Source organism: Candidatus Pristimantibacillus lignocellulolyticus (assembly GCA_023639215.1).
GTDB lineage: Bacteria > Bacillota > Bacilli > Paenibacillales > Paenibacillaceae > Pristimantibacillus > Pristimantibacillus lignocellulolyticus.
The window spans coordinates 279752-304768 of record CP097899.1 but is presented as its reverse complement, the minus strand read 5'-3'; the positions used below and the strand labels follow the sequence as shown (position 1 = coordinate 304768).

Below are 25017 nucleotides of genomic sequence, written 5' to 3'. Positions count from 1 at the left end.
TCCCAAAAGACTTTTATGTTCATGATATTCGCAATAGGTTGATAGGATTATAATCGTTTTTTTATTTCACTAAATTGTATTTTTTTGCATAGTTTTTTCAAAATAACAAACAATGAATAAGAACTAAGTTGTTCCAATATTTATGTTGCATTTGAATTAGAGTAATGATGAAGTAAATTAACTATTATTAACGATAAAGGGGTTGCTATTATGGTAAAGGATTCAGTAGATAAAGCAATATCATTAATGTTAGGATTAGCAGTTGTTAGTAAAGATAAAATCGACAGTACGATTGATGAACTTGTACAGAAAGGACAAGTCAGTAAGGAAGAATCTGCAAATTTAGCTCAAACACTTCTCAAAAAGGGTGAAGAAACAAAATTAAGCATTGAAACTATGGTTCAGGATCGAGTGCAATCGTTATTAAAAGAACAACGTGTGGCTATGCTTGACGATATTGAAAGATTGGAAAAGCGGATTGAAGATTTAGAGAATTCTCGATCGTAAAACTTAACATTTTAAAATAAAAAGAAGCAATGGAGGTGAGAGCTTGAAGGGAAAAAGGATTAGGCATGTCATGCGATATCGGGTTATAGCCTCGACAATAGCACGTTATGGTTTCGGATTAGTAACGGATGAAATAGGTTCTAGGCGTCGCAATATTTTCTCGCGTAACAAAAGTACGAACGAATGGCATATGAAAAGTCTCGGTGAAAGAATCTGCCTCTTGTTGGAGGAGCTAGGACCTACCTTTGTAAAATTAGGCCAAATTGCGAGTACTCGTCCTGATCTTATTCCCGCTGAAATATTAAAAGAGCTAGAAACGTTGCAAGATCATGTACAACCATTTCCGTACAATGAAGCTGCTTCTATTATTGAGAAAGAACTTGGTGCTCCGATAGAAAGTCTGTTCAGGCATTTTTCGATAACTCCGCTAGCAGCTGCTTCCATTGGACAGGTACATAGAGCTACTTTAAAAGATGGCAATGAAGTCGTAGTCAAAATCCAACGGCCAGACATTGAGCGATTAATTGAAACTGATCTTGAAATATTAATTGATTGGGCAAGACTAACGGAAGGAGCAGTAGAGTGGGCGAAACATTACCGACTAAGAGAAATTGTTGAAGAGTTAAGTGTAGCTTTATTACTAGAATTAGATTATACGTTGGAAGCGCGTAATACAGAAAAATTCGTAGAACTTAGCGCTAACCTAGATTTTTTATATGTACCAAATGTATTTCGGGAATACAGTACAAAACGACTGTTAACAACTGCTTATATAGATGGAGTTAATTTATCAGACGATGAGGAACTTAAGCGGCAAGGAATAGACTTAAAGTTACTTGCAAAGCGAATGACGAATGCGATTTTCCATCAAATATTAGTGGAAGGAATTTTTCATGGAGATCCTCATCCGGGAAATGTAATGGCGTTACCTGATGGGAGATTAGCGATGATTGATTTCGGTATGATCGGACGACTTTCACCTAGCATGAAACATCATTTTGCTACTTTTGTCATTGCTCTTAGAAAACAAAGTACTAGAGGGGTAATTAGAGCAATAAATCAAATGGGAGTTGTACCAGAGGAAGTAGATTACAACTTACTCTATAGTGATGTCGATGAATTAAGGGAGAAGTATTACAATGTACCACTTAATGGTATTAGCATTGGAACCGCTGTTAGCGACTTGTTCAATGTAGCCTATAAGCATCGAATTAAAATACCGGTGGAGCTAACATTACTTGGAAAATGTTTACTTACGATGGAAGGTGTTGTTACTGCACTTGATCCGGATATAAGTATATTTGATATTGCTGAACCATTTGGAAAAAAACTGTTGTTGGAAAGGTTAAATCCAAAGCGGATATTGAAAAATATTTCAGAGGAAATACCGGAATATATTGATATAGTTAAGGAGGTTCCACTTCATCTGAAGCAACTTTCTCGTATGTTAAGCAATGGGAAATTTAAAATCGATTTGGAATCACCTCAAGTGACTATGCTCCTAGAAAAACTCGATCAAATAAGTAATCGACTAGCTTTCAGTATTGTAATGCTTGCATTAAGCATAGTAATGTGTGGATTAATAGTCGGAACATCTATTATGCACTCGAAATCTATATTGTGGCGCATGCCAGTTATCGAGATCGGTTTTGCTGTTACGATTTTTATGTTCGTGGTGCTTATCTATTCTATTTTTCGATCTGGACGTTTTTAATAAATCATCTAGGCTGGTTAGCGATTCGTGTAACTAAAAGTAAATATTATTTACAAACATTTATTGAAAAAGGTAGACTTAACATAATCTAATTTGTAAAATTGAAAGTTGAAGTTAATGAAAACTTCATATGATTTTCTCAGTAGCAATGAAGCACGAGGCGACTATACATTCATGTAATTGATGTTTAGTCGCCTTTTTGATTAATTAGATGGGATGGTGTGGTGTATGCAATTATTTCAGATGAAGGACGATTCTAATGGAACTAGACTTATGGAGATTTATTTGGAAGAAAACTATGTAAGTTTTGGTTGGAAAGAATTCAAGAGCTTAAGCAACATTAGTGAAGCAGAATTTAGAAGCAAAGCTCTACTTTTATTGAACGATATTGATGGGATGAAGGAAGAATGGATACAACAAATAGAGGAGATTCATACCTTCGTCTATAGGATACAAGATGGGGATTATATAATAATGGAAAGTGATGGCTTCGTTCATATTGGAGATTTGGGAGACTATTTCTATGTGGACGGCATATCGAATAAAGAAGTAAACACCGCTCACCGTAGAGGTGTGACGTGGCTAAAGAGCGTTCCAATAGAACTAATATCTGAAGAGCTTCAAACGTTCGTAAGTCAACAATCGAATATCTCTATATTGGACAGACTAGTATCTCCAGAGTTACTGGAAAGTTGGTTAGATGATAAGAAGGACAATGGTTATGCAAAGGCAAACTTAGTAGACTACCAAACGATAGAGCAAGCATTAACTATCCTGAAAAACGCAATGCATTCCGATGATTTTGAACGACGTGAGCGTGCTGCAATTGCGATTTTACAGTACGCTAAGTAGATTATCTTGTTGAGACATGTATGTGTGTATATCTACGAAATATACTATAGATAACTTAAAATATCGTAGAAACGATTATACTGTAAGCGCTATTTTTTTGCTATAGTACTATTATAAATCTATTTTCAACAAGATGATTCGATTAATCTCGATCAATAGGAGGAGCCGTCATGCGCGGAAATCCGCTTAATCCACTTACTAAGCTTAATATGAAGCAACAACTGGTGTTATTGTTTATTTTAATGGTTAGTCCGGTCTTTTTACTTCATTGGTATGGAAATTATCAGGCGGAGAAACTTCTTAAAAATCATGTTACGAATGCATATGTAGAGCTAATTAAACAAAATCATACGTTAATTAGTAGAGATATTGATACTGTTAGTAAAATTACAGCGACCATCATTCAAAATCCTATTACGCAAAAACTTATACCAAGCGAGCAGGATACAGTCATGGAACGGCTGAAGAAATATGATGATGTTTCTAAATTGCTTACAAGCTACTCTATTTCATTGAACGGGGGAGAGGCGGTTTATTATTCATTATACATATATGATCCGAATAATTACTATTATTTCGCACCTAAACGTCAAATACAGCAAGCTGGTGTGTACTTTTTCTCTGACAACGACAAACCTGTTTGGTTCGATGATGCCATTAACAAGCGAGGTAATGGCTATATAGATATTATCAAATATACTTTGGGGTTAAATCAAATAGATACGTTAGCTTATATAAGGGCTGTCGGCAACGTGAAAAACGGAAATGGTTTTTTAGGAGTGCTTGTGGCCAACAAAATGGATATGAAGATCGCAGAATCACTGCGTTCGGTCTCACTTCCAGAAGGAGTAATATCATATGTAGATTCCTCTAATAGAATATTAAGCTCCACAATACCCATTAGAAACGGAGAGACGCTTGAATTACCTCTCGAGCTTCAAGCAGCGAACAGACCAACACCTTATAAAGAGTCCCTACTTGATAATCCGTATCGTACTAATGATGTAATGACATCGGACTTTATCTATATTATGAGTCAGAATGAGAGCGTTGGGCACAAGCTCATCTATCAAATTCCTGTACAATCGCTACTTAAGCAACAGAACGAACTTAAGAGAATCATTCAATTGATTACCATTGCTTATATTGTATTGGGTTGTATCGTTCTAGTTTACTTCTGGAGCTCACTCATGACACCGCTACAGAGATTAGCGCGTTTCGTTCGATCCTATGAGCCAGGTAAACTTGTTCCAGAGACGCCTGTAAAACGCAGGCACGATGAAGTAGGGGTACTAATGTCTGCATTGTATGATATGGCACGAAGAATTAACTCGCTTATTCATTATAAGTATCATATGGACTTGAAGGCCAAAGAATCTCAGCTACGACTACTACATCAGCAGATCAATCCGCATTTATTATACAACACGTTAGAAAGTATTTATTGGAAGAGTACGCTTGAAGGCAATTCGGAATCCTCAGAGATGATTAAAGAGCTATCTAAGCTGATGAAGATCGGTCTCAGTCAAGGGCGTGAGCTCATTCGATTTGAGGAAGAGTTGGAACATGCGAGCGCATACGTCAATTTACAATTGAAAAGATACTCATACAAATTCAATGTGATCTGGGACATACCAGATGCAGTTAAACTCATACGTATTCCAAAAATATCATTACAGCCGCTTATAGAAAATGCTATTATTCATGGCGTGAAACAGATGGGAGAAGACGGAGAAATTCAGATTTCTGCTGCCCTAGTGGGTGAGCGTGTAACGATTAAGGTAGAGGACAACGGATATAAGCCAGTCAATATTGCGGCTATGGATCACATATTAAATGATGAGAATGTTGATCATAAGCTAGGCTATGGTATTCGAAATATTCATCAAAGATTTCAGCTTCATTTCGGCAATAAATTCGGACTTAGCTATCATAGAAGAGAAAAAGATGGTACGACTGCTATTCTTGTATTACCTGCAACCTATGAAGAGCGATAGTTTAATAGATGCTAGACAAAAGTAAGAAAGGTTGAGGAATATGTATAACATTTTAATTGTCGATGATGAACCGCTTATTTGTGAAGGTTTATCAGGATTACTTGCTTCAACGGGCATTAGTATCAAAAACATTTATATTGCGCACAGTGGTTATGAGGCACTTGATTACTTGCGTACAGAAAACATAGATTTGCTCGTAACGGATATCCAGATGGGTTCTATGAGCGGCATCGAACTTATGCAACAAGCAAGGATTATTAAGCCCTGGGTGCAAGTCATCGTAATATCTGCATATGAAACATTCCAATATGCTCAGCTTGCCATTAGATTAGGGGCTAAAGATTATTTGATAAAGCCATTAAATAATGAGCAATTTCTAAGCTCGGTTCGCCATGTATTGTTACACATCGATAAGTCCGTTCGTGATACGGAGGAAATGATATCAGAATTGAAGGAGAAATTTCATATGCAAGAGCAGCTACCTGGAAGTACGATGCTGCTCAATCGACTTCTTCTAAAGGATACTGAAGATCGCAGTAAGATTATTTCTGAGCTTAGTCAGCTACATGGTATTGATGTTAATGGACCTTATTATGCTGTCTTAAAAATTAAGCTCAATCTTGAGTTAGGTGGACGAGATATCTCTGAGAAGGATGGTTTATTGCTGAAATATGCTGTTCTGAACATAGTGAATGAATTGCTAGATATGGAATGGGATTATCAGTCTTTCTACTCGCCTGAACATGAAATATGTATTGTGATGCAATGGAATGAAGAACGATATGGTGATTCCAGTATTGATAAAGTCAATCAGCTAGAGATGATTGCTCGCAGCCTTCATTTTAATATCAATAAATATCTTGGGTTCCAATGCGTAATCGGCATCAGTCAGATTTTGAAGGGCTCTGATTTTCTTGGGGAGGTCCATAGACAGGCAAGCAAAGCGATACAATGGAGCCGAGAGTTCAAAGACCATTATGTCTTCTATTACGGTGACTTCAAGTGGGGGATCTATACAGAAGAAGAACCAACTAACGATGAAATTGCTGCTCAGAATAATATGATTGTTGAACGAACAAGCAACTATATCCTTCAAAATTATGCTCAGAAGGGCCTAACATTGAATGAGGTTGCTCAAAAAAATCATGTTAGTCCCAATTATTTAAGCTACTTATTTAAGAAAAAAACAGGATATAACCTTTGGGAGTACGTAATTAAGCTTCGAATGGAAGAAAGCAAGCGACTTATTCTGACGACGGATTTACGGCGCTATGAAATTGCCGAACAAGTGGGGTATGAGTCACCAGAGCATTTTAGTAAAATTTTCAAAAAGTACTATGGTATTAGTCCAAGCGAGATGAAGAAGTAAGATCGCATATCATCCGCATAGATATACACATGTTCAGGTAACCTCTCTTTATCTACAATAATAGTAGATAAACTTATGGAATGAGGGATTACAGTATGGAACAAACAACGGCTGTTCCAATTAGCAACAAGTCGAAGCCGAAGAAGCAGAGATCAACAGCGTACAAAAGGTATATGTGGGGAGTTATTTTTCTATTACCTGCCATTGTTACTTTCGCACTTTTTCTATGGCTTCCTATTATTAAAGGGGTTTTTAGTAGCTTCTACATCGTCGATTTTGTTAAAGGTAATACCTTTGTCGGTTTTGACAACTTCAAGACCATCTTCGCCGATCCTTACGTAATGACATCCGTAAAAAACACCCTCTTTTATATGGGGCTCGCACTTGTTATTGGATTTTGGGTTCCCATTTTATTCGCTCTCTTAATTTCTGAGATGCGAAAATTTCAGGGGTTTGCTCGTGTTGCAGCTTATTTGCCCTATGTCGTTCCGTTTGTAGTCCTTTATGGTGTTTGGACATGGTTGTACGATCCAGTAGGACCTATTAATGATGTATTAAAAGCGGTTGGCATTGGTCAGATCAACTTTAGAGTAGATCCAAAATGGTCCATGGCATCCATTGTCATTATGGAAACGTGGCAGAGCTTCGGTTCCGCTATGCTCATCTATTTGGCGGCTATTCTAGCAGTACCACGTGATTGGTATGAAGCAGCAGAGATTGATGGAGCAGGTATATGGCAACGCGTTCGTTATATTACATTGCCTGCCATTCGTAACCAAATTTTACTATTGCTTATGTTGCAGCTTATAGCAACTTCACAGGGCTTCCAAACACAATATGCGATGCTTGATGGTGGTCCCAACAATGCTACTTTGACCTATGCTTTACTTATTGTTAGGTATGCATTTGTTAGACAGGATTATGGTGTAGCTTCCGCTCTTGGTGTACTTATGTTCCTTGCACTGAGCATATTAGCGATCATTCAATATCGGATCAACAATAGAGGGGGAGTGAAATCATGAAGGCACATGAACGAAGTATATTATCCGATTACGATCTGAAAAAACCATCTACTAGGTTTCTATATTATTTGATGAACTTGTTCGTTGTAATTATGATGTGCTGCATGGCATATCCAATTGTTATCTCCATGTTGAATGGCTTAAAGTTAAATACAGAAGTGAACTCGTTCCCGCCAACCTTTTTTCCAACAGAGTGGCATTTCGAGAATTATATTAAAGCATGGAATTATATCGATTTACCAATGTATTTCAAAAATACGATGTTTATTTTCTTAGGTAATATGGCAGTAACTGTAAGTATACTAGGATTTGCAGCGTATTCGTTATCGAAGCTGATGGTTCCCTTCAAAAATGCTATCTATTATTATTTCTTGGCAACTTTGTTTATACCAGCAACAACCTATATGATTCCGAACTTTATTAACTTGAAGGATCTTGGCTTAATGGGATCATTCGCAGCGATTTGGCTGCCAGCTGGAGCGAATGCATTTTTCTTGCTCTTACTTAAGACATTTATGGACGGTATTCACACAGAAATATTTGAATCCGCGCGTATTGATGGAGCTTCTGAACTGCGAGGTTTCTTCCAAATCGCATTCCCATTATCAATACCAATCTTTGCAACACTAGCAATATTTGTATTTTCGACTGCTTGGAATGATTGGTTCTGGCCAAGTTTTATTCTAAATCAAGATAATAAACCACTTTCATCTGCGATCCGTGATTTCGTCTTGAATGCTCGTAGATTGGATTTGAATATTAAATTTGCAATATTAACCTTAGTCATGATTCCACCAATCTTTATATTCTTACTGTTCCAAAAATATATTTTAAGAGGTTTATATTTAGGTGGAGTCAAAGGATAACTAAGTGAATTTATACTGTGGGATTAATTTCCTGAAACATAATTATACACATGATCACCATAGGAATACACATCGCCTTAACGAATGTACCTACATTATGATGAGCGTGTAAGACAAATTTGAAATGAAAAGGGGATTTTCAAATGCGTAAATTTTCAGTAGTCATTGCAACAGTTCTTGTATTCAGCCTCATGCTTGTGGCATGTGGTAAAAACAATGGAGGAAACACTAATCCGCCAGCCACTAGTCCTACTGTCAAACCAACTGAAAACAACACGGCTCCTCCTGAAGATGATATTAAACAGAGAAAAGTAGCTATCAGTGTTTACTATCCTACACCAGACCGTGTTGAGGATCGCGCGCTCGAGGACGACAAAATTAGACGATTCAATGAAGTATATCCAAACGTAGAAGTAATTAAGAGTGATTGGCAGTATAACCCGAATGAAATCGGAATGAAGATGGGTGCAAATGAGGCTCCAACGCTATTCAATACGTACGCATCAGAAGGTAAGATGCTAGCTGAGAAAGGCTGGGCAGCTGATATTACGGAGCTATTCAATAATTATGAATTCAAAGATCAAATGAATCCACAATTACAAGATTTATTCACATTAAATGGAAAAGTATATGGTATTGCTCAACGTGGTTACCCAACTGGTGTAACCGTTAATAAAAAAATGCTTGAAGACAACGGTGTGACGATTCCTTCATTAGACTGGACTTGGGATGATATGCTAAATGCTGCTAAGGGAGTAGCTAATCCTGCTGCTGGAATCTCTGGTATCGCACCTATGGGTAAAGAAAACGCATCTGGTTGGAACTGGACTAACTTCCTATTTACTGCTGGTGGAGATATTCAATCTGTAACTGATGGGAAAGTAACGGCAATATTCAATTCAGAAGCAGGAGTAAAAGCGCTAGACTACTATGAAAGATTGAAATGGGAAGCTAACGCTATTCCAGAAGACTGGGCACTTAATTGGGGAGATGCAGTTGGTGCATTCGCAGAAGGTAGAACGGCAATGGTAATTGCAGGTCCAGATGGTCCAGTTGATCAAGCATTGAACCAAGGTGGTATGTCTCCTGATGATATTATTGTATACCCAATTCCTGCTTATCAAAAAGGCGACAAACATTATGGAGTTCTTGGTGGAGACTTCTTAGTAATCAATCCAAATGCAACACCTGATGAGCAAGAAATTGCTTTCTACTATGCTACTTTTGATTACTTCTCTGATACAGGTCTAGCTTCACTAGAAGAAAACATTAAAGAACGTGCTGCGGATAATAAATACTATGTACCTGCTGTACTTCAATACTACAAATCTGACGCTCCATATGGAGAAAAGGTAACTGCACTATTCAATAAATACGATAATGTATACCAATATAGTGTAGAGTCGTTGGGCTTGATGGATGGAAAAGCAGAATCACCATATAATACGCAAGATTTCTATGCTGAAATGACAAATATTATCCAAGAAGTATTCTCTAAAAAAGGTGTAGATAAGCAAGCTAAGCTTGATGTGGCAGCTAAGTTTATCCAAGAGCAATTCTACGACAGTATCCAATAATAATAAAGACATCACGGGGTTGTCCGAATGTAGATGATTCATCTACAGGGGCAACCCTGATCTTTATTATGGGGAGTAATTTCCGGAAGTTAGCATATGAGTCGGGTGGTGTTTTAATGTGAGGATAATAATGAAAATCAAATGGTTGTGGTTATCGATAGGTCTAGTTATTATCGTAGCACTAAGCTACATAATCATCTTCTCAGGCTGGTTAGGTAACAGCGGAAAGGTACAAATGCTTATAAATAAAGAAGAAGGACTTATCGTTGTTAATAACAACCATTATGAAATAGCATTTAGTACAGATAACGGCGGTATCATGTATATGAAGCAACAAGGATTAGAGGAAAATCTATCATTGGGAAATCAGACTTTATGGTGGGCAATTCTTAATGATGATAGCTCCATCCAAAGCTTGAATGCAGAAAACTTCACCTATGATTGGAAAAAGGGAGAAAGTGAACTTAAGCTACAATATAGCGGAACACTCGCAGTAGATGTAAATGTTCGCTTTGGTGATGATGATCGTATCTATATGACGGCTTCGATAGAAAACGGAACAGCAGAGACGATTAAGTCATTTCGTTTCCCATATGAGCTGAAAATTGATCAAAACGGTGTACAGGATGCAATTCTTCCAATGTTACCAGGAGCAAAGCTAAAGGGGACGTTTTTCCAAGAAAGCAATTCTTACTCTGATCAATATCCAGGTGTTATGTTTGCCTCCTACCTAGCGATGCGTACTAATATGGGAAATCTATCAATGTATGACTTAGGAGATCAGACAACTTTGCTCACAGAGATTGGATACAAACATCTGATTAATGATCCGGGAAAAACCTCATTTGTTCACAATTATAAAACATGGATTGAATCTGATCAAAAGTGGAGTAGTCCAACAATTGTACTGGAAGTAGGTAGTGACTATAACACATCTATCGTTAGCTATCGTGAATTGAATGAAATTGATCAATATCGTTCATTGAAGGATAAGCTAGGTGACGAGACGGATAAGTATTTCGCGCTCCCACTATATAAGACAGATATCTCCGCTATTAAGGAAGCGAGTTGGAATAACTTATCTTCTACCTTTATCGATAAGATGAATTACAATGGCATGATTCACCTCGTCGGCTTCCAAAAAGGAGGACATGACGAAAATTATCCAAATTTTATGCCTCCGGATTCTCAATGGGGCGGAGATGTAGCATTCCAAAAGTTCGTTAAGGATAGTAAGGATAAAGGAAATATCGTTGTTCCTTACACGAATATGAGTTGGTGGGGAATTAATTCTCCGACATTGAATCAGTTGCCTACAGGCACATCACTTGCAAACATTATTGTTCAAAAGGAAAATGGTACGATAATGCAAGAAGATTATGGAGCACATAGTGGCTTTGTTGTTAATACTGGACATCCATTCTTCCAACAGCGTGTAGCAGAGGAGCATCGGAAGTTAATCGAGTTTGGAGGATTTGATGGGATATTCGAAGACCAGTGGGGAATAAGGAATTCTCCTTATGTATTTAACGAGGCTATTCCAGAAGGAACAGATCCTTCTACAGCATATTTCACAGGTGTTCGCAATTATTTTAAAACTCTGAAACACAATGTATATATAGAAGATGGTACTGATGTGTTAGCTGACAATTCCGTTGGGTTTATGGGTTCTACTTATCTATGGGATATTCTTGGTTATCGTAAAAACACCGCATCTTATACAGAATATTATCCTCTAGCGGGGATGCTTTTGCGTGATAAAGTTATGTTCTATCATCATAATCTTGCAGGAGAGACGATGACGGATGATCAAGATATGCTACGCTGGAATTTAGCGATGGGATATAACTTAAGCACAGATTTCTATAATGGTGTGACTAGTCCATGGGTAGATGCAATAGGAGTAATTCAAAAGTATGTCTTGGCACCATATGTGGATCAACGCGTTACAAATTTTGAACAAGTTACTTCTACAGTGACGATTACTGACTTTGGAAAACATAAGGTTACAAGTAATTGGGACATCAATGAAATATACCAGCTTGATAATAATATTACTTTGAATTTTGGTGGTTATGATGTTGCTGCACAGGATGGTAGAGTCAGAGCAGGAAATTATGCAAGATACAATGGATTTGATCTCGATCCTGGAGATCATAACTTGGTAGAGATTCGTGAGACAGATACTATAAGAATCTATCAGCCAATAGGGTCTGATACAACATTACAAATCAAGAAGGGCGACAAATGGGAACATACAAATGTTGTTGCCTATCATGCAGATGGAACTAAAATCGCTGATCTGAAAGTTACTGAGTCAGATAATGATGTTATATTCGATTATATTTCTCTAATCAAGGGGCAGAAAGTTGGTTACGTAGAGTTGACTAATGCCAAGCAACCAAGTCAGGCTGTCGAGTCATTCCCAAAAGTGAAAGTAGAGGTTAACATTGCCATTGGCATGAAGACGAATGCGAGTTCATTTACAAATGATGCATTCGACCCTAAATTTGCAGTAGATGGAGATCCGTTCACTTATTGGGAAAGTGTAGCTAAGAAATTCCCACAATGGCTAAATGTGAATCTTGGTGAAGCGAAAACGGTATCTAAAATCAAGTTGAGGCTGCCACCTCAGGATGCATGGGAACAACGTATTCAGGAAATTGAAGTGCAAGGCAGCTCAGACGGAACGACCTTTTCAACACTAGTTCCACCTAAATCATACACTTACGATCCAAAGAGTGGAAATAGTGTGGAGATTGTATTGGATGAAGCAGTAATGATAAAGTATATTCGTATAACGATCACTTCTAACAGCGCTTGGCCGGCAGCGCAAGTATCCGAATTAGAAATATATTAAGAGATCTACCTCCATAAAGAAACAATAAGGATTGAGTTATCTGCAGGTTGCAGTGCTCAATCCTTATTGTTGTTGATTAAACTAGTGATTTATTGAAATAAAACCAATATAATGTAAGGATGAAGCTTTACAGGAAGTTAATAAAAAGTTGCTCATGCTTTCGAAGTTACTTTTTATTTGCAATGATGCTAAACAGGAAGTTAATAAAAAGTTGCTCGTGCTTTCGAAGTTACTTTTTATTTGCAATGATGCTTTACAGGATGATAATAAAAAGTTTTGGGAGGTTGTTATCATGAAGAACATTCGTGATTGGTTGTTTACAATTGTAATTATCATCATGGGTAGTTTGTACATATTTGTATGGGATGCGATGATCTTTAAGCTTATTCCAATGGTTCTGATTATTGTGTATGGTATCCTACAATTACCGAAGAAAAAGGAACTTCATCATTATCTAGTTGTTATTGGTTTACTATTTTGCATGCTAGGTGATTATTCCTTACAGTGGTTTATTATTGGTTTATTTAGCTTCTTAATTGGACATATTTTCTACATATTTGCCTTTAATTTAAGGAGAAATAAAGGTGAATCTAGTAAATTAATAGGGCTTATCATTAGTACGTATGCTATTATTATGGCAATTATTTTGGTAATGTCATTAATTGATGATCAAAAGGGCGGTCTAATACTTCCAGTTATATTGTATATTGTTGTCATATCATTAATGGGATGGATGGCATGGTTAACGAAAAATATATGGATCATGATAGGGAGTCTGTGTTTCATGCTCTCAGATTCGATCTTAGCTTGGAATATGTTTGTAACATCTATTGATGCTTCTTCTCTTCTAATTATGAGTACGTATTACGGGGCGCAATTCTGTTTTGCTAGAAGTTTACGTGTACCAATGTTAAGTTCGTTATCTAATAAATAAATTGACTTTGGAAAATATATACTGAAAAAACTAGTGCATTATCTTACAATTTATTATAATGTTATTAATTGAATAAAATATATTTACATAATTTACTTACATACGAAGGAGCACACCATGTTAAAACAGCTTGTAATGAACCAAAAGGTATCAGTAAAGTTGATGATTCTCATTATTTCGTTAATTGTTTTTATGATCTTAATGGGCGTTATTGGAATTACCTCGATTAACAAAATTAATAATAATGCTAAAGAGATGTATGAAGAAAAGATGATGGCCAATGAGTATTTAAGTCAGCTAATTACAACGAATGTGCAAATTGAGTCCGCTGAACTGGAGCTAGTGTTAGGTCAAGTTAATGTGGATGTTGCCGCTCTTAATGCAACCATTGCGGAGCTAGAAGCCGAGGAAGCGGCATTACAGATTAAAGTAGATAAAATTCCGATGGATGAGAAATCAGCTGAATTATTTGCACTTTATAAAGAACAGGTTATTCTTGTCCGTGAAGAATTTTTGAAAGTAGAATCGCGGATTGAAGCGGGAAAAAGTTTAGAAGCATTTATGTATTTTAATAATCGTTTAAGCGGCGTACGGGATACTATTTTGTCAACATTGAAAGAAATGAAACAAATTAATTTGGATGAATCATCCAATACTAATTTATCGAACAAAGCCGATGCCAATCGGAGTAGAATATTTACTACAACCTCTTTAGTCATTGTACTTATTATTGCAGGACTAGTAGGTTACTTTGTTTACGTAACAATTAAACAGCCAATAAGAAAACTTATTGAAGATATGAAGCAGGTTGAACAAGGTAATCTGATGATAAGAAACCGATATGAATGGAATAATGAATTCGGTGATCTTGCTACAAGTTTCAATAACATGGTCAGAGGATTACATGGTATTGTTAATAAAATGTCTAGTAATTCAGAAGCAGTTGCATCAAGCTCAGAGCAATTACTTGCGGCTGCGGAGCAGTCTACTACTCACACTTCGCAAATTGCAGCTGATGTAAATAATATTGCAACGCAAGCAAAATCTCAGTTCATGCATGCCGAGGAATCTACTCGATCTATGGAAGAAGTAGCAATTGGTATACAACGAATCTCTGAATCAGCAGCCAATGTTTCCGAATTAGCTTATGCAGCAAATGAACAAGCTCTTATTGGACAGGAACGTATGCAAGCTGTTCAGAATCAGATGGATTCAATTCTTAAAGGCTCAATGCTAACGTCAGAAGTAATTCAGCAATTTTCAGAGCAATCCAATGCTATTGGTAGGTCTGTTATATATATTCAAGAAATTGCAGAGCAAGTCAACTTACTAGCATTGAACGCATCCATTGAAGCGGCAAGAGCAGGTGAACATGGTAAAGGATTTGCAGTGGTAGCAAGTGAAGTTAGAAATCTAGCAGACTCTTCCAAAACGGCAGCAAAAGATATATCTGGGTTAGTAACTAAGATTCAAACACAATCAAAGGCTGCAGTTGAAGTGGTAGAGCGCGAGCAAACTGAAGTTACTCAAGGAATGAAAGAAGTTCAATTAACATATGCAGCATTCGATCAAATTGTTGAATCTATTGGTGTATTGAACTTCCAACTACAAGAAGTAACAGCATCATCTGAAGAGATGTCTGCAAGCTCGGAGCAAGTTACAGCGGCATTAATGGAGATGACACAGTTATCAGATGCTGCCTCACAGCAAGCTAGAAAAGTATCTGAAATTACGAATGAACAAGAACAAGTTATGAATGAAGTGAAAGATAATGTTCAAGATTTGACAAAGGTTGCGGTTGAGTTGCAACAAGAATCACAGCGTTTCAAAATTAATTAATCGAAGTAGTTCAAAAAGCAGAATTTGATAACGATGAGTATGCTAAAGTAGCATAGTCGGCATCGAATATGTCCCCCATCGAAAGCCTGCCTGTGCTCACGTACACAATTCGTAAGCTGTGCTACTCGTTTTCGCTGTGAATCATCTTCTCGGTTCTTAAAGCCCGCTTTTTGAACCTTTATTGGAAGAGGTAGTTCAAAAAAGCGGGCGTTGGTAACGAAGTGATAGTGCAAAACATAGAACGGGGATGTTCCACAAGTCATTGTAATAATGACCGAAGGACATCCCCGTTTATTTGTTATAGCTTGTGTAATAGTGTATTAAGCGTTCACGATGTAGATACGACTTGTTTCTTCCCAGATATGACCTGGTTCAAGTGTAACAAGCCCAATTTGTTCTGCTGGAAGTGAAGAATTTGGTGCATTTACAAGATTAAGCTGTGGCTCTGGACAGAAGAATTTGCCTCCAGCACCATTATTCCAAATCATCCATTGTTTATATGAAGTACCAACATCATAGATAAGTTTCAATCCTAGACGATTATCAGTAAGCTCCATCATGTTACGACCATTTTTCGTTGTACTTGTATAGTGGTTATCCATGGACTCCCAGAATGGATTAAGGCCAGCACCATTCATGTTTTGTTCTTCACTCGTTAAAGCTTGGTATTTTCCTGTTGGAAGCATTCTTTCGCTCAATTCCCAACGGTTATCTACCGTCATTGTGAATGAATAATCTTCTTCTGTACTGTCTGCTGCAAATGGTGCATTGATTGCTGTATGGAATGCAATCATACAAGGCAAAGCTGTAGTACCATGGTTATGTACAGATATATGTTGTAGCAATCCTTGATCACTTAGAGAGTAACGAAGTTTTAATGTAAATTGATGAGGTAAATACTGATAGATTTCATGGTTTTCATCTATAGAGATAGACAATACAACATAACTTTCGGTAGACGTTGTATTGAAATCATCAACATTCCACTGTGCAGTATGGAAAAATCCATGTAGATGATTGCCAGTAGCTTCTTCATTGACAGGGAATACATACTTATGCCCGTTAAATGTAAATGTACCATCTTCATAACGATTCGGCGGGAACAAAACAGGGATACCATGAACTCCTGGATTTGCACGGAAATCATTCATTTCAGCAGCGGTTGGTTCTCTCAAAATAGTAAGATTACGCTCAAGATCACGAAATGCAATTAGATTTGCTCCTACTTTAGGCAGAACAGCGCTTTCATACTGTCCCCATTGAAGCCAAATTGCAGATTCATCATGAAATAATCCCTCGAATGCTTTGCTTTGTGTAGTCAATATAATTCCTCCTAAAACTTTTCATTGCTTCCAGATTATCATCATAGTGATGAAAAGTAGCGCCGGAAGCATAAACCAAACTTTTCATTGCTTCCAGAATATCATCACAGTGATGAAAGTAGCACCGGAAGCGTAAGCCTATGCATGTACAATTTCAGCATATCAGTAATATAGAAAACAAACAACCGCTTAACTACATTAGCGGTTGTTTGCTTTTTATATTTCTTTAGCTTATCTGATGTAATTGCTTCAACTTCAGTTCATTTCGTCTGCTTACAGCAAGAATCTTGGAACTTGTTAAATCGCCACCAAAGGAAATTGCTCCGGAGCCAATTGACCTAATTCGAGATACATTAATGTAGCAATTAGAACTAATTGCAAAGTATCCTTTTGTTCTAGTCAACTGTTTCAGTTCAGATTGCGAAAGTTGAACTTTTCGACTGAAATTGTTTCCATGAAAACTGACCAGTCCTTCAGTTCCTATTTTGTAAAATAGGATTTCTTGCTCCAGATCAAAATCTTCGCACATTGTCCGTTCATTTAACGCAACACTCAACATTCGAATACCCCCTAGATAATCTAATAACTGAAATGTTAGCGTTTACATTATAACACGAAATGAAAATTTTGGGTAGAGTTGAGAAAAATATTGTATAGTATAAGCACCATATGGTAATGTCAAATAAGAAATGTTTTACTACTAAAGTATATGAGTGAATTGAGAGGCAGGTCCTTAGTGTGTCTACTTCAGCTAGAACTTCTACATCAAATACAACAATGCAATCATTAACAGTCTATTCTATTTTATTTGCAGTAAGTGCAGTACATATGCTAAATGATTCTATGCAAGTTGTAGTTTCAGCTTTATTCCCTATTTTTAGAGAGTCGCTACAATTAACGTATGCGCAAATTGGTTGGATTGCATTTACATTAAATATGACCTCGTCCGTTATGCAACCAATTGTAGGATTGTGGTCAGATAAACGTCCAACACCTTGGTTACTTTTAGCTGGGATGGGTAGTAGTCTACTCGGGATAGCAGCATTATCTTTTGCTCCTACCTTTTGGTTTGTTGTGCTAGCAGTAATCTGCATCGGTCTTGGTTCCGCCGTCTTTCATCCTGAAGGTTCGCGTGTCGTATACTTAGCAGCAGGACAGAAGCGAGGTCTTGCACAGTCTATCTATCAAGTTGGTGGTAACTTTGGTTCATCATTAGCTCCACTTATGACAATCTTTATTTTTGTACCTCTAGGGCAACGTGGAGCGATATGGGGAACTTTATTGGCTGGCTCAGCCATTATTATTTTATTATATGTTGTACCGTGGTATCGCAAGCAGTTGGCGATTAATGGTGCTATATCCATAAAGAAGAAATCCGTTGTATCTCTTGAAAATTTAATACCATCAAAAGTTGTATATTTCGGTATGGGGATTTTGATGACGATCGTGTTTGCGCGTTCATGGTATAGTGCTGCAATTGGAAACTATTATCAATTTTATGCGCAAGAGCAATATTCATTAACGGTCCAACAGGCTCAAATCCCGCTTTATCTCTTTATGATATTTGGTGTGGTTGGAACATTTTTCGGTGGGATGTTCGCGGATCGAATTGGTAGAAGAACAATGATGATTACTTCACTATTAGGATCAATTCCTCTAGCGTTAATCTTGCCCCATTTACCGCTAATGTGGGTATATCCTGTTATCGCATTACTAGGATTAATTCTACAATCAGGCTTCTCGGTAAGTGTCGTCTACGCTCAAGAGTTAATGCCAGGTAAAGTTGGAACAGCATCAGGTCTAATTACTGGCTTTGCTTTCGGTATGGGAGCAGTTGGTGCAGTCGTACTAGGTAATCTTGCCGATGTGAAGACGATGGAATTTGTGATGATAGGTGCAAGTATATTGCCACTTTTTGGTTTCCTTTCATTACTACTACCGAAGGATCGCTTAAGATAAGGTATGTGAAATATTTAGAAGGTGATGTCTCTTTGTCATTATTAATGACTTTTGGGATATCACCTTTTTTTGTTGTCTAGATTGAGATGGATCGAAATTGTCAAAAATCATCCACAAATATGAAGGGAATATAGCTCTATATAGTCATTTGAAGAATTACAGTACTAGCTATACTAAATAGTGGTTATCGTGACTTTAAGTGGTAGTTCAAAAAGTTGTTTTTTTGAACAGTCACATTATGCAAAATGTAGGGTGAAAAGTGGTGAGTATTATGAAGAAAACAACGCTATTTATATTATGCATATTAACGCTTATCGGAATGTTGTACTTAAGCGGCTGTAGTAGCGCACAATCTAGTTCGACAAGACCACTGACGGAGTTGGTTATTCCTAAAGTTACTACTGAGCTAACAAGTCAACCTGCTTCACCGAAAATTAATGAAGACAGCATACTTACGATTCACCTATTGGAAGATGTAAATGTTCGCGGAGGTATGAGAATTGAACTACGTAATAATAGCTTAACAACAAAAATATTTAATGCAACTGAAATAGAAGTAGAGGAAGGTATGATGTACGAAGTAAATGTACAGTTTGAACAAAAGGGAGAAAATGAGATATATCTTCATTTCAATGTCGACGATACACATATGATGCAGAAGAAGACGATCGAGGTGTTGCCATAATGATGAAAGTCTCCCCAAGTCGAATATTTTTCATTATATTCATGGGGTATGTACTATGTAGTTTTAATGTACCTCATACTTCTGCTATATCAACCGTACGTAGTAACAATGACATAATAACGCAAGATTTACAGCAACTTATTAATGAAGCGGATTCAGGTGCAATCATACGTCTGGAAGCTGGACAATACAACGGTTCTATTATTATTCAAAAGCCAATGACCATTATTGGTGAACCAGATGTGAATCTATTTATCGAAGATGGGCAGGAAGCTATAGTAATCGAAAGTGATAGAGTAACGTTGTCAACCGTTGAGATTAACGATAAACGTAAGCAACCGCAAACTGCAGTGATTACAGCTACAGGGAAAGAGCTACAACTAGAACAACTTAAGATCAATACGAGAGCTACAGCAATAGCAATTGATAATACAAGTGAAAGTGAGATTTCCAATAACGTAATCATTTGGAGCGGAAAATCCACGGAGAAGTTAAGTGTTCGAGGTAATGGCATACAACTATATAACTCTGAACATATGATGATTTCTAGTAATGAAATTAATGGCATGTACGATGGCATTTATAATGAAAATAGTCTTAATTTAATAATAGAGAACAATACGGTGCAAAACTCACGATATGCCTATCATGTGATGTATGGTTCTAACATTCGGTTACAAGAGAACAATAGTATTTCTAATATAACTGGCATGATGATCATGACTAGCAGCAACATTTTTTTGCAAAACAATGTACTTGAAAAGCAAGCTGGCAATGTTAATTCTCAAGGAATACTGCTTTATGATGCGACAGATATTATGATTAATAATAATACAGTTGCAGAAAGTCGTGTTGGAATATATGTAGAGCAATCAAGTGAGGTAGTAATAAGTAATAACCATATATATCATAATTTTGTAGCACTACAGCTCATTGATTCATCCGAGCAAAATATTCAAAACAATAATTTTATCGGCAATGTAACGAATATATGGAATGATAGCTCGTCAAGTCCAAATGTCATTCATAATTATTGGGATACTTTCCAAGGTCTCGATTTAGATGGAGATCAATTAAGTAATTTAACTTATGCAAGCTCACCATTTTTTATGGAATTAGTTGAGCGAAAACCTGGCTTCCAACTGTTTTTCGGTAGCAATGGTATTCAATTCGTCGAACAATTGTATCAAGACAATAAAGAGCAGTGGTTACAAGATCAAGCCCCACGCTTGCAGTCAATAAATATAGTTGATAGCAATCCTATTAAACGATCAGGTTGGCTAATGCTTTTTATCTGGTTACCGCTACTTATTGGTTCAATGATAATCATATATAAATCGAGGAGAAGATGATAATGAAGAAAATAATACAGGTAACTCTATTCATGATAGTTAGTGCAATGATTATGGCAGCTTGCTCTGATAAAGCTTACAAACCGGTTGCTATTAATGAGGATACAGATCGATGTGTAATATGTAATATGGCAATTAAAGATGATCAATTTGCAACGCAAATCATTACTACGGAAGGACAATCTTTGAAATTCGATGATTTAGGATGTTTACATACGTGGCAGGAACAGAACGGTACTGAAACAGTTGGAGCTACATATGTACGTGACTTTAATAGTATGCAATGGATTAAGTATGAAAAAGCATATTATGTGTATGACACTTCCATACAGACTCCAATGGCTTATGGTATTATCTCGTTCGAAGAGCAAGCAAGTGCGGAGCAATATATAGCTGAACATGCTGTAGGAACGCTTTTGACGGCGACTGATCTACAATCGCATAGTTGGGAAGTTAATCATGAGATGATGCAATCTCATGGTGATGATCATGATCACGAGACTAGTCATAGTCATGGAAGTGACCACGAGGATGTAGCTACGGATGATGAAGCCGCTGCTAGTCATTAGAGGGGATCGCTATGAATGAAATCATAACAGTGATGAAGCGGGAGGTACGTCTAGGATTTCGCAATCCGTGGTCTTATACCTTTCTAGTATTATTTATAATCTTCATGCTCAGCTTACTCCTTATCAATGGACAAGGATATACTTCTGGTTATTCTGGCATGACAGGAATGTTAATTAATTTGACCTTGTACCTCCTTCCGCTGATCACATTAATGCTTGGATCATTCTCACTAACCGGCGAAAAAGAGGATGGAAGTGCACAATTACTCTATACCTATCAACTATCTTCAAGTTCACTTCTTATTGGTAAATATGTAGGTGTATTAATTGTGCTATTAACTATTGTAACGGTAGCATTTTCGGTCACTGGAATTGTAAGTACGTTATTTACAGAAGGATTTGCGGTGTCTACCTATTTATTACTATTTATATTTGCTAGTTGTATCATTATCGCTTATCTTAGCATCGCATTTCTCATAGGAGCTATTACGAAAAATCGTTGGCAAGCATTAACTTATGTCATTGCTGTCTGGTTTTTTACTATCATTGGTTGGGTACCAATTCTTATTGCAGCATTAGGACAACTCCCATATTTGTGGATTAAGCCTGTTCTTACTATTGCAACATTATTGAATCCTGCTGAATGGATTCGTATTTATACAATTGTAACATTAGGTGGCGGCTCTATTATTGGTCCAGAGTACTACAACTGGGTTACTTGGATAAGAGATGATTCAGGCAGCTTCGCATTTGGACTATTACTAATATTCCATGTCATCTTATATGTGGGATGTGCAAGCTGGTTACGGGAAAGGGGGAAGCGTCATGGCTAAGCTTGATCTTCATCATATTTCCAAATGCGTAGGGGAACAGCAGCTCGTAGAGCCTCTCGATCTTACTTTTTCTTCAGGAAATATTGTTGCCCTTTGTGGTGGCAATGGAGCAGGAAAGAGTACAATTATTCGCATGATTGCTGGATTGACTACACCTAGTAGTGGACATATAACGATAGATGGATTGAATGTCCAAACTTCAAGGCAGCAATATTTAGAGCATATCGGATATATGCCAGATGATTTTCAATTTACAGGTGGATTTACAGCCTACGAAATATTATCTTTCTGGGGCGATTTAAAGGGGGTATCGAGAAATCGAGTTAAGGAGCTACTTATTGAGGTTGGCTTGCAAGACACAGGAAAGAAAAAGGTTCAGTCTTTCTCAAAAGGGATGAGACAACGATTGTTACTAGCACAAGCTATGCTTTCTAATCCTTCCATTCTATTATTAGATGAACCAACAAATGGACTCGATCCGTATTGGATGAAACGATTTGCAACGATGATGATTCAAGCTGCGAAAAATAGTTGTTTAATTATATTTTCAACACACCAACTGCAAGTTGTAGAAGCGATAGCAGATCATATTATATTCCTTAATAATGGTAAAGTTGAATTGAGTGGTAGCTACAATGAGATTAATACACGATATGGTAGAGAAGGAATTCAGCAGGCATATGCTTCGTTATTTTGGGGTGAGGAAGGGCCGTTGCAACGTGAAGAGAAATTATAGAAAAGCTATGCAATGGTCGATTATCGTCGTTGGAATCTTGGTCGTAATATCTCTAATAATAGACTCAAGACATTACGATGTGCCTATTCTGAAAGTAGGCGATACATTACCTGCGATAGAGCTTTCGAATTTGAATAATGAAAAGATTACTTTAGCAAAATCAACAGGAAAACCAATGCTAATCAATTTATGGGTTAGTTGGTGTACACCTTGTATTAATGAACTTCCTTTATTGAATGAGGCTCAGCAATTTTCTTCTGGAGTAGAGATCATAGCAATCAATATGGGGGAGACCGCATTAAAGATTGAACCATTTCAATCTCGATATGACCTTACAATGCCGATCTTACTCGATCCGCAATTACAGATGAAGCAGCTTTTCAATGTTTCAGGTTATCCTGTTTCAATTATGGTTACAGATAGTGGTACGATACAATCTATTATTTACGGTGAAATAACTGATTTCAATAAGTTGCTAGAAGACCTAAATAAATTAAGTGAAAGTTGAGTTTCTCGAAAATACTGTGATTAGCATTTGCTTGAAAAAAAAGATAGTGGTTACTACTCATAATGTAAGTTAGCTTTGGAGAGGAAGATGCGAAGGTGGAAGTAACAGAGGAAAGTAGAGAAAAGGCGAGATCATTTTGGTTATTTCTTGCTTGGGCAGTGGCTACACTAGCAACAGCAGGAAGCTTGTATATGAGTGAAGTTATGCACTTTACACCTTGTAGTTTATGTTGGTTCCAACGTATTTTTATGTATCCTCTCTCAATAGTGTTAGGTATAGCATTTGTTAAGGAAGATACAGGAATAGTTAAGTATACATTACCTATAGCTATAATTGGAGGTGGATTTTCCATTTACCATACAATCATTCAGAAGATCCCTCCAGATTCAACGATTGCGGCATGTGGTCCCACTTCTTGCCGAGAGGATTATTTGAATTGGTTTGGATTTGTTACAATCCCAATGCTAGCATTAGTTGCATTTTTAATTATAGTAGTCTCTTTGCTTCGTTTACGTAAAATAGATAGTACAAAGTAGATATTATCAATGGTAATATGACCGTAACGTATGAAGGCACAGTTACGAAAAATATAGCTGTTTAAACATAATAAAAAGACGTATTCTGAGAAAATTTGAATACGTCTTTTTGAGTACTAAGGAGTATTTAGGTTGTTATTTGTGTTTTTGGATACGGAAATAAGTAATTTCTTTTTTTCGTTCCATATCGAAAGACCAATTCCATATACTAGCGCGCTCCTGAATCATACGAATTCCAAACTTCTGCGAAAGTGTACGTGGTTCATGTTGCGTGCCAATGCCATTATCTTTTACACAGCAATACCAACCATCCACGGTAGGGAAAGCATCAATCCATGCACAAGTTGCTTGAGAATGTTTCTTAACATTGTAGAGGGCTTCGCGAATTGACAGGAGTAGATCAATTTTCTCTTTCAAAGGGAGAGCATCTTCTCCCAGCTTCCAATTGATAATAACCTCAATTTCCATGTCTTCATGTAGTTCCGTAATAAATTGAACTAAGCTATCATTCCAACTAAAGCCATGTAGATGAATCGGAGATCGTAAGCTCGTAATCGCTTCTCGAACATAGGCATCCGTCTTATGAATATTAGTTTTTAATTTTATATACTTATCGTGATCAAGCTCTTGTTGCCCTTGTTCGATTTGTACATTTAGAAGAAATAACGATTGAGCGATCCCATCATGAAGCTCTGCAGCAATCTTCTCACGTTCAAGTAAGATACCTTGAATCGCTTTAGCCTCATTGAGTTCATTCTGATTTTTCTCCATTATGGAAAATAGTTTGGTGAGGAACACGATGGTAATAATAAATACAATGATTGGCGATAGTATATTTCCTAATTCCATCGAAATGTAAGAGAGCAGAAATTCATGGCGAACGTACTCCCATAGTCCAATCGTTAATGTAGGGATAATAAGAATAAGCCATTTAATCATTTTATAAGACATAGTTAACGGTTTCCTCCACAAATTTCTTA

General features: G+C 37.0%; 22 protein-coding genes. 19 read left to right on the top strand and 3 right to left on the bottom strand.

Annotated features, from left to right (window positions below):
- The first annotated feature begins 210 nt into the window (after positions 1-210).
- The 11 genes from NAG76_01305 to NAG76_01255 all read left to right on the top strand — a co-directional run bounded on the left by NAG76_01305 (position 211) and on the right by NAG76_01255 (position 15537).
- Positions 211-507, top strand: a complete 297-nt coding sequence (locus NAG76_01305) for a hypothetical protein (protein ID URN94923.1) — start codon at positions 211-213, stop codon at positions 505-507.
- 43 nt (positions 508-550) lie between these two features.
- Positions 551-2221: an AarF/ABC1/UbiB kinase family protein gene (locus tag NAG76_01300; GenBank protein URN94922.1), complete on the top strand. Its 1671-nt coding sequence runs from the start codon at positions 551-553 to the stop codon at positions 2219-2221.
- A gap of 228 nt (positions 2222-2449) precedes the next feature.
- Entirely contained in the window at positions 2450-3073 is a 624-nt protein-coding gene (locus tag NAG76_01295) for a hypothetical protein (protein URN94921.1), read from the top strand.
- A gap of 170 nt (positions 3074-3243) precedes the next feature.
- Positions 3244-5070 carry a histidine kinase gene (locus NAG76_01290; protein URN94920.1) on the top strand — a complete coding sequence of 609 codons (1827 nt, stop codon included), beginning with the start codon at positions 3244-3246 and terminating at the stop codon, positions 5068-5070.
- Between the two features lie 40 nt (positions 5071-5110).
- Positions 5111-6439 carry a response regulator gene (locus NAG76_01285; GenBank protein URN94919.1) on the top strand — a complete coding sequence of 443 codons (1329 nt, stop codon included), beginning with the start codon at positions 5111-5113 and terminating at the stop codon, positions 6437-6439.
- Between the two features lie 173 nt (positions 6440-6612).
- Positions 6613-7461: a sugar ABC transporter permease gene (locus NAG76_01280; protein URN96735.1), complete on the top strand. Its 849-nt coding sequence runs from the start codon at positions 6613-6615 to the stop codon at positions 7459-7461.
- Positions 7458-8327 (top strand): carbohydrate ABC transporter permease, encoded by an 870-nt coding sequence (locus NAG76_01275; protein URN94918.1) that lies wholly within the window; start codon positions 7458-7460, stop codon positions 8325-8327. The genes NAG76_01280 and NAG76_01275 overlap by 4 nt, the downstream gene beginning before the upstream one ends.
- 143 nt (positions 8328-8470) lie before the next feature.
- Positions 8471-9904, top strand: a complete 1434-nt coding sequence (locus NAG76_01270) for an ABC transporter substrate-binding protein (protein URN94917.1) — start codon at positions 8471-8473, stop codon at positions 9902-9904.
- A 130-nt stretch (positions 9905-10034) separates the two neighbouring features.
- The gene (locus NAG76_01265; GenBank protein ID URN94916.1) at positions 10035-12764 is read left to right on the top strand and encodes a discoidin domain-containing protein; all 2730 of its coding nucleotides are present in this window, start codon (positions 10035-10037) and stop codon (positions 12762-12764) included.
- Between the two features lie 292 nt (positions 12765-13056).
- On the top strand, positions 13057-13698 hold the full coding sequence (locus tag NAG76_01260; protein URN94915.1) for a lysoplasmalogenase: 642 nt from the start codon (positions 13057-13059) through the stop codon (positions 13696-13698).
- Between the two features lie 117 nt (positions 13699-13815).
- Positions 13816-15537: a methyl-accepting chemotaxis protein gene (locus tag NAG76_01255; protein URN94914.1), complete on the top strand. Its 1722-nt coding sequence runs from the start codon at positions 13816-13818 to the stop codon at positions 15535-15537.
- 320 nt (positions 15538-15857) lie between these two features.
- On the opposite strand, the gene NAG76_01250 is transcribed toward NAG76_01255, so the two are convergent.
- Both NAG76_01250 and NAG76_01245 read right to left on the bottom strand, forming a co-directional pair.
- Entirely contained in the window at positions 15858-16859 is a 1002-nt protein-coding gene (locus NAG76_01250) for an aldose 1-epimerase (GenBank protein ID URN94913.1), read from the bottom strand.
- 226 nt (positions 16860-17085) lie between these two features.
- Positions 17086-17418 (bottom strand): hypothetical protein, encoded by a 333-nt coding sequence (locus NAG76_01245; protein ID URN94912.1) that lies wholly within the window; start codon positions 17416-17418, stop codon positions 17086-17088.
- Between the two features lie 218 nt (positions 17419-17636).
- On the opposite strand from NAG76_01245, the gene NAG76_01240 reads away from it, so the two are divergent.
- The 8 genes from NAG76_01240 to NAG76_01205 all read left to right on the top strand — a co-directional run bounded on the left by NAG76_01240 (position 17637) and on the right by NAG76_01205 (position 24037).
- Positions 17637-18818 carry an MFS transporter gene (locus NAG76_01240; protein URN96734.1) on the top strand — a complete coding sequence of 394 codons (1182 nt, stop codon included), beginning with the start codon at positions 17637-17639 and terminating at the stop codon, positions 18816-18818.
- 271 nt (positions 18819-19089) lie between these two features.
- Positions 19090-19503 (top strand): hypothetical protein, encoded by a 414-nt coding sequence (locus NAG76_01235; protein ID URN94911.1) that lies wholly within the window; start codon positions 19090-19092, stop codon positions 19501-19503.
- Complete coding sequence (locus tag NAG76_01230; GenBank protein ID URN94910.1) at positions 19503-20855, top strand: right-handed parallel beta-helix repeat-containing protein; 1353 nt, start codon at positions 19503-19505, stop codon at positions 20853-20855. The genes NAG76_01235 and NAG76_01230 overlap by 1 nt, the downstream gene beginning before the upstream one ends.
- A gap of 2 nt (positions 20856-20857) precedes the next feature.
- Positions 20858-21424: a nitrous oxide reductase accessory protein NosL gene (locus NAG76_01225; protein ID URN94909.1), complete on the top strand. Its 567-nt coding sequence runs from the start codon at positions 20858-20860 to the stop codon at positions 21422-21424.
- Positions 21425-21435: 11 nt separating this feature from the next.
- Positions 21436-22257: an ABC transporter permease gene (locus tag NAG76_01220; GenBank protein ID URN94908.1), complete on the top strand. Its 822-nt coding sequence runs from the start codon at positions 21436-21438 to the stop codon at positions 22255-22257.
- Positions 22250-22993, top strand: coding sequence for an ABC transporter ATP-binding protein (locus NAG76_01215; protein ID URN94907.1), 744 nt, complete (start codon positions 22250-22252; stop codon positions 22991-22993). Before NAG76_01220 ends, NAG76_01215 begins: the two co-directional genes overlap by 8 nt.
- Positions 22977-23501: a redoxin family protein gene (locus NAG76_01210; protein URN94906.1), complete on the top strand. Its 525-nt coding sequence runs from the start codon at positions 22977-22979 to the stop codon at positions 23499-23501. Before NAG76_01215 ends, NAG76_01210 begins: the two co-directional genes overlap by 17 nt.
- A 95-nt stretch (positions 23502-23596) precedes the next feature.
- Complete coding sequence (locus tag NAG76_01205) at positions 23597-24037, top strand: disulfide oxidoreductase (GenBank protein ID URN94905.1); 441 nt, start codon at positions 23597-23599, stop codon at positions 24035-24037.
- Between the two features lie 135 nt (positions 24038-24172).
- Here the strand turns inward: NAG76_01205 and NAG76_01200 are convergent, their stop codons facing one another.
- Positions 24173-24988, bottom strand: coding sequence for a histidine kinase (locus NAG76_01200; protein URN94904.1), 816 nt, complete (start codon positions 24986-24988; stop codon positions 24173-24175).
- Between the last annotated feature and the right edge of the window lie 29 nt (positions 24989-25017).

Coding starts and splice junctions, on each gene's coding strand:
- NAG76_01305 (URN94923.1), top strand. CDS start 211: ATGGTAAAGGATTCAGTAGATAAAGCAATATCATTAATGTTAGGATTA.
- NAG76_01295 (URN94921.1), top strand. CDS start 2,450: ATGCAATTATTTCAGATGAAGGACGATTCTAATGGAACTAGACTTATG.
- NAG76_01290 (URN94920.1), top strand. CDS start 3,244: ATGCGCGGAAATCCGCTTAATCCACTTACTAAGCTTAATATGAAGCAA.
- NAG76_01285 (URN94919.1), top strand. CDS start 5,111: ATGTATAACATTTTAATTGTCGATGATGAACCGCTTATTTGTGAAGGT.
- NAG76_01280 (URN96735.1), top strand. CDS start 6,613: ATGTGGGGAGTTATTTTTCTATTACCTGCCATTGTTACTTTCGCACTT.
- NAG76_01275 (URN94918.1), top strand. CDS start 7,458: ATGAAGGCACATGAACGAAGTATATTATCCGATTACGATCTGAAAAAA.
- NAG76_01270 (URN94917.1), top strand. CDS start 8,471: ATGCGTAAATTTTCAGTAGTCATTGCAACAGTTCTTGTATTCAGCCTC.
- NAG76_01265 (URN94916.1), top strand. CDS start 10,035: ATGAAAATCAAATGGTTGTGGTTATCGATAGGTCTAGTTATTATCGTA.
- NAG76_01260 (URN94915.1), top strand. CDS start 13,057: ATGAAGAACATTCGTGATTGGTTGTTTACAATTGTAATTATCATCATG.
- NAG76_01255 (URN94914.1), top strand. CDS start 13,816: ATGTTAAAACAGCTTGTAATGAACCAAAAGGTATCAGTAAAGTTGATG.
- NAG76_01245 (URN94912.1), bottom strand. CDS start 17,418: ATGTTGAGTGTTGCGTTAAATGAACGGACAATGTGCGAAGATTTTGAT.
- NAG76_01240 (URN96734.1), top strand. CDS start 17,637: ATGCAATCATTAACAGTCTATTCTATTTTATTTGCAGTAAGTGCAGTA.
- NAG76_01235 (URN94911.1), top strand. CDS start 19,090: ATGAAGAAAACAACGCTATTTATATTATGCATATTAACGCTTATCGGA.
- NAG76_01230 (URN94910.1), top strand. CDS start 19,503: ATGATGAAAGTCTCCCCAAGTCGAATATTTTTCATTATATTCATGGGG.
- NAG76_01225 (URN94909.1), top strand. CDS start 20,858: ATGAAGAAAATAATACAGGTAACTCTATTCATGATAGTTAGTGCAATG.
- NAG76_01220 (URN94908.1), top strand. CDS start 21,436: ATGAATGAAATCATAACAGTGATGAAGCGGGAGGTACGTCTAGGATTT.
- NAG76_01215 (URN94907.1), top strand. CDS start 22,250: ATGGCTAAGCTTGATCTTCATCATATTTCCAAATGCGTAGGGGAACAG.
- NAG76_01200 (URN94904.1), bottom strand. CDS start 24,988: ATGTCTTATAAAATGATTAAATGGCTTATTCTTATTATCCCTACATTA.